At 73.6% G+C, this 10,261-nt stretch carries 9 protein-coding genes and 1 tRNA gene; 5 read left to right on the plus strand and 5 right to left on the minus strand.

Translation table 11 applies throughout. The features are described 5' to 3' along the window. The 3 genes from D3P35_RS25335 (at window position 1) to D3P35_RS25345 (ending at window position 2,176) form a co-directional block, all read left to right on the plus strand. Window positions 1-77: transfer RNA gene (locus D3P35_RS25335), tRNA-Met, on the plus strand. Between the two features lie 238 nt (window positions 78-315). Next, a complete protein-coding gene (locus tag D3P35_RS25340) occupies window positions 316-1,107 on the plus strand; it encodes a Crp/Fnr family transcriptional regulator (RefSeq protein WP_198670800.1) in 792 nt (263 codons plus the stop codon). Window positions 1,108-1,378: 271 nt separating this feature from the next. After that, on the plus strand, window positions 1,379-2,176 hold the full coding sequence (locus tag D3P35_RS25345; RefSeq protein WP_118138719.1) for a Crp/Fnr family transcriptional regulator: 798 nt from the start codon (window positions 1,379-1,381) through the stop codon (window positions 2,174-2,176). A 2-nt stretch (window positions 2,177-2,178) separates the two neighbouring features. On the opposite strand, the gene D3P35_RS25350 is transcribed toward D3P35_RS25345, so the two are convergent. The 3 genes from D3P35_RS25350 to D3P35_RS25360 are packed head-to-tail and all read right to left on the minus strand — an operon-like array spanning window position 2,179 to window position 4,300. Further along, window positions 2,179-3,156, minus strand: a complete 978-nt coding sequence (locus tag D3P35_RS25350) for a GDP-L-fucose synthase (protein ID WP_118138720.1) — start codon at window positions 3,154-3,156, stop codon at window positions 2,179-2,181. Continuing rightward, window positions 3,153-3,851 (minus strand): NAD(P)-dependent oxidoreductase, encoded by a 699-nt coding sequence (locus D3P35_RS25355; protein WP_157982331.1) that lies wholly within the window; start codon window positions 3,849-3,851, stop codon window positions 3,153-3,155. The genes D3P35_RS25350 and D3P35_RS25355 overlap by 4 nt, the downstream gene beginning before the upstream one ends. An 8-nt stretch (window positions 3,852-3,859) precedes the next feature. Continuing rightward, complete coding sequence (locus D3P35_RS25360; protein ID WP_198670801.1) at window positions 3,860-4,300, minus strand: hypothetical protein; 441 nt, start codon at window positions 4,298-4,300, stop codon at window positions 3,860-3,862. 238 nt (window positions 4,301-4,538) lie between these two features. On the opposite strand from D3P35_RS25360, the gene gmd reads away from it, so the two are divergent. Continuing rightward, window positions 4,539-5,705, plus strand: coding sequence for a GDP-mannose 4,6-dehydratase (gene gmd / locus D3P35_RS25365; protein WP_232830629.1), 1,167 nt, complete (start codon window positions 4,539-4,541; stop codon window positions 5,703-5,705). Window positions 5,706-5,783: 78 nt separating this feature from the next. Here the strand turns inward: gmd and D3P35_RS25370 are convergent, their stop codons facing one another. Continuing rightward, entirely contained in the window at window positions 5,784-7,094 is a 1,311-nt protein-coding gene (locus D3P35_RS25370; RefSeq protein WP_118138723.1) for a right-handed parallel beta-helix repeat-containing protein, read from the minus strand. Then, window positions 7,091-8,320 carry a polysaccharide biosynthesis/export family protein gene (locus D3P35_RS25375; protein ID WP_118138724.1) on the minus strand — a complete coding sequence of 410 codons (1,230 nt, stop codon included), beginning with the start codon at window positions 8,318-8,320 and terminating at the stop codon, window positions 7,091-7,093. Before D3P35_RS25375 ends, D3P35_RS25370 begins: the two co-directional genes overlap by 4 nt. Before the next feature lie 331 nt (window positions 8,321-8,651). Between D3P35_RS25375 and D3P35_RS25380 the strand changes: the two genes are divergently transcribed. Further along, on the plus strand, window positions 8,652-10,261 hold a 1,610-nt coding region (locus tag D3P35_RS25380), incomplete at its 3' end, for a glycosyltransferase (RefSeq protein ID WP_157982332.1).

Below are 10,261 nucleotides of genomic sequence, written 5' to 3' on the forward strand. Positions count from 1 at the left end.
CGCGGGGTGGAGCAGCCCGGTAGCTCGTCAGGCTCATAACCTGAAGGCCGCAGGTTCAAATCCTGCCCCCGCAACCAGAAATACAGAAAGCGCCGCCCCAAAAGGGCGGCGCTTCTGCGTCGGGCATCATGCCGGGCGGGTGATTGCGATGCGGCGAAGGTTTGTATAGCCTTCGGATGTATTGGTGTATTTCCGAATTACTTTGACGGGGCGACCCGATGGGGCCGGGACCATGGGTCCGGGTGCCCGGTGTCGTGGCGTTGAGCGGCCGCCCCCGGATCCATGGCATCACACGTCCGGGATGAGGATGGCGCATTGGTCAAGGCACGCCGCATGGCGGGGGCGGGACCCCGCGCCGGGCTGCTGAAGGGCAGGCTCGAAGAGCTGCTTGGAGTGCTGCCCGCCGAGGCGCGCGACGCGCTGCACGGAATGTGGCGCCGCGAGATGGTCGCCGAAGGGCGGGTGCTGGCCGAGGAGGGCGCGGTCCCCGCGCGCGTCGGCTTCCTGGTGAGCGGCATGCTGGGCATGGTGAAGCGGCTGCCGGACGGCCGCCGCCACATCATCGGCCTGCTCGTGCCGGGCGACATGTATGGTTTCCCCCCAGAGGGCAGGCCCGGCTACCGGCTCGAGGCTCTGGCCGCATCGCAGGTCATGAGCTGCGGCAGGGCCGGGTTCGAGGCCCTGCTGGCCGGTGCGCCCCAGGCCGAACAGCGGTTCATCGCCAACATGCTGGACGAGCTCGACGCCGCGCGGGAGTGGATGCTGCTGCTCGGCGGGCAGAAGGTGACACAGCGCCTGGCCGGGTTGCTGCTGATCCTCGCGCGGGGAGCATCCCGCGGCAGCGGCGGGGCGCTTAACCTGCGCCTGGCACTGCGCCGCGCCGAACTCGCGCAGTATCTCGGCACGCGGCCCGAAACCCTCAGCCGCGCCTTCCGCGACCTCGAGAGCCGGGGGCTGGTCCGCAGGAACGACCCCTATGATCTGGACATCCTCGACCTCGCCGGTCTTGCCGGGGCGTGCGGGCAGGATATTGCCCTCGCGCGGCGGGGCCGGGGAACGGAAGAGGCGGGGGCGTCATCCGGAAGACGTATGCCGGATCATCCATAAGGGCAGGTTGCATCGGCCCGACCGTGCTATCATGGAGCGCAATGCGCGGCGTGACGGGCGAGAGCCCGGGCCGCGCTGCGGGCCGGCCTCCGCGCCTCGCGGCCCGGGCCCCCCCGGGCCGGCTCCGGGGGGAGGCGGGCCGTGACCGGTGCGGTCGTATCCGGCGTTTCGTGTTCAGCCTGTGTGTGGCCGGCCTGCCGGGGGGGGTGCGCGTGCCCGGCCCCGCGCCCGGCCGGCGAACCCCGCGAAGATCAGAGATGGGCCCTGCAGCATGATGACGTCTCCTTGCAAGACGCCGGCCGTCGGCGACCGACAGCTTCACCTGGTTCAGGCCGGCGCCGGGCCGGGCTGTGCGGAGTGCCCCGCCCGCCACCTCGGGCTGTGCGACGCGCTCTCCGACGCCGCGCTCGCCCGGCTCGCGGCCTCGGTGCAGCCCGGCAGCTTTGCCGCCGGTCACAGTTTCTGGCAGGAGGACGGGCAGGCGTCGTTCGTGGCCGTGCTGCGCAGCGGCTACCTGCGCATGCTGCGGTATTCGGCCGAGGGGCGGCGCGAGATCGTCGGGCTCGCCGGGCCGGGGGCGCTGGTCGGCGAGGCGGAGGGCGGGCATGGCGGCTACGCGCTGGAAGCGGTCACCGGCGCCAGTCTCTGCCGCGTCGAGCGCTCGCGGTTCCGCGAGCTGATGGCCGCCGATCGGGAGCTGCGCCGCGGGGTCTGCCTGCGCTATGCGGAACGGCTGGAGGCGCTGAGGCGGCATATCTGGTCGCGCGGCCTGCTCACGCCCGAGGAACGGCTGTGCGGCTTTCTCGTGCTCGCCAGTGCCTTCCTGCCCTACCAGCCCCTGGCCGGAGGCGGAGGTGTGCTCACCATCGAGTTCCGCCGGGCGGATATCGCCGACCTTCTGGGCACAACGAAGGAGACCGTCAGCCGCTCGCTGCAGCACCTGCAGGCCCAGGGGCTCATCCGGCTGAGGGATGCGCGGCATGTGCTGATCCCCGAGCCGGCCCGGCTGGCGCGGCGGGGCGGGCTCGACGGTGCGGCGCCCGCCGGCGCCCCGGCGCAGTATCTCTGAGCTCAGCCGCGGGCCAGCGAGGGGTCGCGGGCCCCGGCCACGTGTTCGAGATACCAGGCGTAGGTCTGGGCCAGCCCGTCGCGGAAGCGGGTGGGCGCGTGCCAGCCCAGCGCGCCCAGCCGGCTCACGTCCACCACCTTGCGGGGCATGCCATCGGGGCGGGTCGGGTCGCAGACGAGCGCGCCGTGGAAGCCGATCACCCCGGCGATGGTCCGGGCGAGCTCGAGTATGGTGCTGTCCTGCCCGGTGCCGATGTTGACGATCTCGGGCGAGCTGTAGCGCTCCATGAGGAAGACGCAGGCATCGGCCATGTCGTCGCAATGCAGGAACTCGCGGCGCGCGCTGCCGGTGCCCCAGATTTCCACCCGGGGCAGGCCCGCCTCGCGGGCGCGGTGGATGCGGTCGATCAGCGCCGCCACCACATGGCTGTTCTGCGGGGTGAACTTGTCTCCGGGGCCGTAGAGATTGGCCGGCATCACCGAGATGAAGTCGCAGCCGTGCTGGCGGGCGAAGCCGTCCACCAGCATCAGCCCGGCGATCTTGGCCACCGCGTACCAGATGTTGTGCGGATCGAGCGGCCCGGTCAGCAGCGCCTCCTCGCGCATCGGCTGGGGGGCGAGGCGGGGATAGATGCAGGAGGAGCCGAGAAAGCACAGTTTCGCCACGCCGCCCAGATGCGCCGCCCGGATCACCGCGGTCTGGATGGCGAGATTGTCGTAGATGAAATCCGCCGGGCGCTCGTGGTTGGCGTGGATGCCGCCCGCCGTGGCCGCGGCGAGATAGACCACCTCGGGGCGGTTGCGGGCAAACCAGCGCTCCACCTGCTCCTGCCGGGTGAGGTCGAGCTCGGCATGGTCGGCGGTGAGCAGGGTGCAGTCCTCGCGCGCGAGCCGGCGCAGCAGCGCGGCGCCGGCGAGGCCCCGGTGCCCGGCGACGAACACCCGCCGCCCGCGATGGGAAAACAGCCGCGGCGCGCTCATTGCGCCCGCTCCCCGAGATGCCGGCGCAGGGCCTCGGCAAAGCCGATCACCTCGTCGGCCGCGGGGGCCCGGGCGGGGGCGTCGGGAAACTCCTGGTGGTCTTCGGCGCCGCGAAACCCGGAGGCGGAGCCGAGGGCCGCGGCCAGCTCGTCCAGCCGCAGCGCGCCCCGGGCGCCGATCTCGATCACCCCGCTCTCGCCGCAGCGGCGCAGCATCTCGGCCGCCGCCCAGGCAGCCGGCGTGAAGGCGTAGCGGCTCCCCGCGGCCGCGTGCACCGTGTCGCCGCGCAGGATGTCGAGGATCACGCCCTTGGAGAGCGTCTCGTGGTAGAGCGGCCCGAGCCGCACCACCAGGTTGCGCCCGTCGTCCACCAGCGCCTCGGCGGCCCGCTTGTGCCGGCCGTACACCCTGTCGCGCTGGCAGCGGGCCGAGACCGAGCTCACCTGCAGCAGGCGCGCGGGCGCGAAGTCCCGGCGGATGCGGAAGGTCTTCTCCACCGTCTCGCGAAAATCCTCTTCCGGGTTGCACTCGGCGCGGAAGCGGCCCGAGGGCATGGCGGCGTTCACCACGAGGTCGTAGCCCCCCGCGGCACTGGCCGCCGCATAGCCCGCGCGGGTGACCGGGGTCACGTCATGCCCCGCCTCCGTCGCCACCTGGGCCATCACCGCGCCGAAGAAGCCCGACGCGCCTGTCACCGCGATCCTCATCCGATTGCTCCGGGTTTCGGCACGATGCCGACCTGCACGATGGGCGGGTCGCTCTCGTCCCAGCGGCGGGAGAGGGAGGCGACCATGGTGAGCTCGGAGACCGAGTAGATCGTGTGCACCACGCCCACGGGGATGCGCACGCAAAAGCCGCGGGAGACGAAGAACGAGCGTTCCGAGCCGCCGTCATCGGGGTCTTCGCGGTAGACGAACATGCCTTCGCCCGCCACGGCCAGCGAGTATTCCACGAAATGCTCGTGGTAATGCATGCCGCGCACGCAGCCGGGGCGGAAATGCACGATGTTAAATTCCTGCAGCGGCTCCTCGGGCAGGAAGGTGAGGATCACGCCGCGCCCGTCGCGCACGGTGTCGAGGTTGCAGCCCGGCCGCAGGATGCGCAGCCCGGTGCGGGGGCATTCGTATTGCGCTGCTGAGCCCACCTGGCGCTCCCTTGCCATGCCGTGGCCGCCGCGGGGGGCGGGGCGGGTTCAGGCTAGGGGCCACGGCCGGGGGCCGGCAATCGCGCAAAACGGGCAGGGCCTACTCCGAACGGGCGGCGCGGGCGGCCGGCTACGCCCAAAGGCTGCCCCGGCCGGCCCGGGCGGCGGGTTGTCCGGCGGGGGGGCGGAAAACAGCATGGGGCGCGTCCGCCCCGCACTCCCGCCCGAGAGGCCCGCGATGAACAGCATGCCCCCACCGCCCCCCGAGAGGCACCGCCCGGCCGCCCCGCGCACCGCGCTCATCACCGGCATCACCGGGCAGGACGGCTCCTACCTCGCCGAGTTCCTGCTGGCGAAGGGCTACGCGGTACATGGCATCAAGCGCCGCGCCTCGCTGTTCAACACCCAGCGCATCGACCACATCTACGAGGACCGCCACGCGCCCGACCCGCGCCTCACCCTGCATTACGGCGATCTCTGCGACGCCTCCAACCTCATCCGCATCCTGCGCGAGGTCGAACCCGACGAGGTCTACAACCTCGGCGCCCAGAGCCATGTCGCGGTGAGCTTCGAGGCCCCCGAATACACCGCCGACGTGAACGGGCTCGGCACCCTGCGGCTGCTCGAGGCGATCCGCTTTCTCGGGCTCGAGGGGCGCACGCGCTTCTACCAGGCCTCCACCTCCGAGCTCTACGGGCTGGTGCGCGAGATGCCCCAGCGCGAGACCACGCCCTTCCACCCGCGCTCGCCCTATGCCGTGGCCAAGCTCTTCGCCTACTGGATCACGGTGAACTACCGCGAGGCCTACGGGCTGCACGCCTGCAACGGCATCCTGTTCAACCACGAGAGCCCGCGGCGGGGCGAGACCTTCGTGACCCGGAAGATCACCCGCGGCCTCGCGAACATCGCGCTCGGGCTCGAGCCCTGCCTCTACATGGGCAACATCGACGCGCTGCGCGACTGGGGCCATGCGCGCGACTACGTGCGCATGCAGTGGCTGATGCTGCAGCAGGAGCGGCCGGAGGATTTCGTCATCGCCACCGGGCAGCAGCACTCGGTGCGCGAATTCATCACCTGGGCGGCGGAGGAAATGGGCATGGTGCTGGCCTTCGAGGGAAGCGGCACGGCCGAGCGCGCCGTGGTCGAGCAGGTGCGCGGCCCGCTCGCGCCCGCGGTGCGCCCGGGCCAGGTGGTGATGCGCATCGACCCGCGCTACTTCCGCCCCGCCGAGGTCGAGACCCTGCTGGGCGATGCCACCCGCGCCCGCGAGCGTCTCGGCTGGGTGCCCGAGGTGCCGGCGCGCGCGCTCTGCGCCGAGATGGTGGCCGAAGATTATCGCTGCGCCCGCCGCCAGGCGCTGCTGCGCGAGCACGGGCTGCAGCTTCCGGTGGCGCTGGAGGGCTGAGCGCCGGCGCGGTCCCGGCCGGCGGGCAGGGGCAGGGGAGCGGCCGGTCTCCGGCTGGCGGCGGGGCGGTCCCCGCCGTCAGTCGGTCACGCCGGCGGCGCTGTCGGGGCCGTTGCCGAAGGGCGGCGGCAGGCGCGAGAGCACGGCGCGCAGCTCTTCCGCCGCGGGGGCGGGCGAGCCGGGGCGCAGGCTGAAATCGCGCGGCGGATCGACGAAGAGCGGGTCGCGGCCGAGCAGGTTGATCGGCATGCCGCGCGGCGCCGCGTTGCCGCCGTCGGTGCGCAGCGAGGCATGGCCGGGCCTGCCGTCGAAGCTGAGGTTGCCCCGCCACGCCACCCGCCGGTTGCGATAGCCGTCGTAGGAGGTCGAGACGATCGCCCGGTTCTGCGGATGCGCCTGCGGGTCTGCCACGGCGATGTTGCCGACCCATGTGTTGTCGCCCGACTGCGCGTTCGAGAGCTCGCCGCGCCAGGGGCTGGGGTTGAGCCCGTCGAGGTTGTTGTGCCAGGAGATGTTGTGGCGCAGGGTGATATTGTCGCTCCAGGTCACCTGTATCCCCTTGCCGCCGTTGAGAAACACCAGGTTCCCCTCCACCAGGGCGGGAAAGCGGTAGGCCGGGTGCTCCGGGCTCTGGGTGCTGCGGAAATCGTCGATGATGATGCCGTTGCCATCGGTATGCGGGTCGGTCACGACGGCGGTCTCGGCATTGGCGTAGCTCACGTTGCCGCGGATCACCACGCGGTAGCCGGGGGTGGTGGTGTCGCCGGTGATGTTGCGCGGCTGGTACACCGAGATCCCGCTGGTCTGGTAGCCGTTGCTGCCGGCGTTCCCGGAGGTGATGTTGCCCTCGGCCACCGAGAATTCCGAGTAGTTGAACTGGATGCCCGCCCCGCCGCTGCCATGCACCCGGTTGCCGCGCAGGGTGACGTGGTGGGAGGATTCCACGTCGATGCCATGGCCGGTGCCGCCGGAGATGTCGAGATCCTCCACCCGCACGTGGTTGGCGCGGATGTTGAGCGTGCTGTAGGCGCCCGGCGGCGGGCGCAGCAGGGCCGCCTGCGGGGTTTCGGCCCGCAGCACCAGCGGGGCCCCGGCCGCGCCGCTGCGCGTGAGCCAGACCTGCTCGGTATAGACCCCCGCGCGCAGGATAACGGTGCTGCCCGGGGGCAGCGGTGCCTGCACCGCGCGGTTGATGCTGGCCCAGGGCGCGGCGGCGGTGCCCGGCCCCGCGTCGTCGCCCAGCGGCGAGACATGGACCGTGGCGGGCGGGCCGGCGGCGAAGCCGGTCTCCTGCGGCGCGGCCGCTTCCCCCGGGTCCACCGTGCCGGCCGGGCCGGCGGCCAGCGCGGCGAGCAGCGCGAGCCAGGGCAGGGCGGCGGATGCCCTCATGTCGGCGGCACCGGGGCGAAAGCCACCTCGATCACGTCGCCGGGCTCCACCGGGGTGTCGAGCCCGCCGGCGATCCGCTCGGTGCCGGCGCCTGCTCCGCCGTAGCCCGCCTCCCGGTAAATGGTGATCAGCGGCGCAGGGAGCTCGGCCGGCCCCTGCGGCGGCGGCAGGCCGGCGGCCAGCAGCCGGGCGGTGAGCGCCTGCAGCTCGGCCGCGAGCGCGTCGCGCTGCGCCAGCGCCTCGACCAGCGAGCTCTGAACCGTGACACGGCGCTCGATCTCGGCGCGCTCCCGGTCGTAGCGCACGGTCACCGAGGTCTGGCGGGCGCGCGCGGCATAGGCCTGGGTGTCGAGCATGTCGCTCGCCAGCAGGCGCGACTGGCGCTCCAGCTCCTTCACCCGGGTGATCGAGATGACCCCGCGCGCCTGCAGGTCGCGGGCCGAGCGCAGATCTTCGGCCAGGGCGGCCTGTTCGCTGCGCTGCAGGGCGGACTGGCGCTCCAGCAGGCGCAGCTCCTGGCGCACGAGCTCCTGCAGGCTGTCGCTGTGTGCCTGCAGCGCGGCGGAGCGCGCGCGGCTGTCGGACAGCAGTTCCCGCTCGAGCGCGAGGATCTCGCCCTCCGCCGCGGGGCCGGCGAGCCCCGGTGCGATGCCGGCGGTGTCGAGCGTGCCGGTGTCGCGCAGCTCGGCCCGCAGCCGGGCGATGCGGCTCTCCGCCTGCAGCAGCCGGTAGGAGACCGAGCGCGTCTCGGCCGAGAGGCGCACCGCCTCCTCGGTGCCCGGGGCGAGCGGCGCGCTGCCGCGCTCCAGCCCGCCGGCCAGCACGATGCCCTGGCGCACCGTCATGCCGGGGGCGAACGGAAACCCGCCCGACTGCGCCACCGCGCCCGCGACGTAGACCGGCCGGTAGGCGGCGAATTCCACCGTCACCTCCGGATCGCGCACCAGCGCGCCATCGATGAGCGCCCGGCGCAGCCGCTCGCGCACGCCGTCGAGATCGAGCCCGGCCACCTCGAGACTGCCGAGCATCGGCAGCATGATCCGGCCACCGGCATCGACCTTCGCCTCGCGCGCCAGCGCCGGCGCCTGCAACACGCTCACCGCCAGCACGTCTCCGGGCGAGACGGTGAGCGCGGCCGCCGCCCCGGGCCAGAGCAGCGCGAGGCAGGCGGCCAGCAGGGGCCGGGCCGGGCGGGGCGGGGATCGTTTCTCGGCGGAGCGGGGCATGGGCGCACCGTGATCGCGGCGGGGCGTGCGGCCCCGGCCGGGGTGAAGGTTCCTGCGCCCGAGGCTAACGGCCGCCCCGGCCCGCCGGCGAGGCCTGCATCGGGTGGCGGACCCCGGCCGAAGGGCGGCCCGCCCCGCGCCATCCGGTGGGTGCCCGCCCCCTTCCGGCCGGCCCGGAGCCTCCTTTCGGGCGGAGCGTGCGGCGGGTCGGCCGAAAGGGGGCCGGCGCCACCCTCCCCGCGGCCGATAGGAGGCATGGGCCGCCGCTCCGGCCCGCGGCTAGGCTGGGGACGGTCGGCCGAGGGCCGGCGACAGCGCATGGAGCGGGCAGGTGTCCGGACGCAAGGAAGATCGGGCGGGCGGGCATGGCGCCCCCGCGGGCCGGGCCCCGGGCGGCCCCCACGGGGCAGCGGAGCGCCCGGCCCGGCCCCGGCTGGTGTTCTTCCAGTGGAATCACCAGCCCAACGCCGAGGCCGCGCGCTACCTGCTGCTGCATATGCAGCACCATGTGCGGTGCCTGGCCGAGAGCTTCGACGTGACCGTGGTGAACGAGGATTGCGACTACGACGCGGTCTGCGACCGGCTGCAGCCGGACCTCGCGCTCTTCGAGGCCGGCTATCGCAGCCATGGCTCGCGCCGTATCACCATCCGGAACACCTCCGCCCATCCCGCGGTGCCCAGGCTCGGCCTGCACAACGGCGACCCCTGGTGCGACCGCCGGGCGGGCTTCCTCTCCGACATGGCGCACTGGGGGGTAGAGAGCTTCTTCTCCATCGGCACCTGCATGCCGGATTACACGCCCGCCGCAGCCGGGCAGGCCTTCGTCTGGCCGAATTTCATCGACCCGGCCCTGTTCCACGACCGCCGCCTGCCCAGGGTCATCCCGGTGATGCTGAGCGGGCATGTCTACGGGCTCTACCCCTGGCGGGCGGTGGCGTTCGATGCGCTGGCGCGGCGCTGGCCCTGCCTCACCTCGCCGCAGGTGGCCTACGAGGACGCGGGCTCGGCGCGCCTGCTCACCGGCGAGGCCTATGCGAGGGCGCTGAGCGCGAGCCTGGTGGTGCCGAGCTGCGGCACCATGGGGCACGAGCTGGTGCGCAAGCATCTCGAGATCCCCGGGGCCGGGGCGCTGCTCGTGGCGGAGCCGAGCGCCGCCCTCGCCGCCGCGGGCTTCGAGGACGGGGTGAACTGCGTGCTGGCCGCCGGCGCCGACGTGGCGGAGCGCGTCGACCGGCTGATGGCCGAGCCGGAGCGGCTGCGCGCCATCGCCCTGGCCGGGCACCGGCTGGTGCACGCGCGGCATACGCTGCGCCACCGCCCGCAGATCCGGCAGTGGTACGAGCTGAACCGGCGGCGGCGGCCGGGGCAGCGCATCGTCCAGCCCGGACCCTTCCTGTCGCTCGAGCTGGCGGAGGCGGGGGAGGCGCGGCAGAGCGGCCATGTCCCGAGCGGGGGGCTCGACCGCGCGCTGCTTCTGGGCGCGGCGGCACAGCTCGCGCGCGGGCGCACCGCGGCGGCAAGGGCCGCCTACACCGCCGCGCTCGGCTACGTGGCCTACCTGCCGGAGGCGCGCTTCGGCCTCGCCCTCTGCGCGCTCGAGGAGGGCGCGCCCGCCGAGGCGGCGGAGCGCCTCGCCGCGATGATCGAGGTCACGCTCGAGGAATACGGCGCGGCCGACCCCGACCCGCTGGAATGGGCGCTCTACCTCGCGGCGCTGCTCTGTGCCGGGCGGAGGGCCGAGGCGCTGGCCCTGCGCGGCTGGTATCCCGCGCTCCTGCACCCCGGGCTCCGCGGGGTGCGCGCGCTGCTCGGCGCGCTGGCGGGCGAGGGGGAGGACGCGCCGGGCCCGGCCGCCCCGCTCCGGCCGCGGCCGAGCCTGCACCGCCTGCCGCAGGCGGAAAGCGCACCGGCCCTGCGCGCCTGGCTCGCGCGCTGCGCCAC

It is taken from the genome of Oceanicella sp. SM1341 (assembly GCF_003448965.1).
In the GTDB taxonomy this organism is placed as follows: domain Bacteria; phylum Pseudomonadota; class Alphaproteobacteria; order Rhodobacterales; family Rhodobacteraceae; genus Paroceanicella.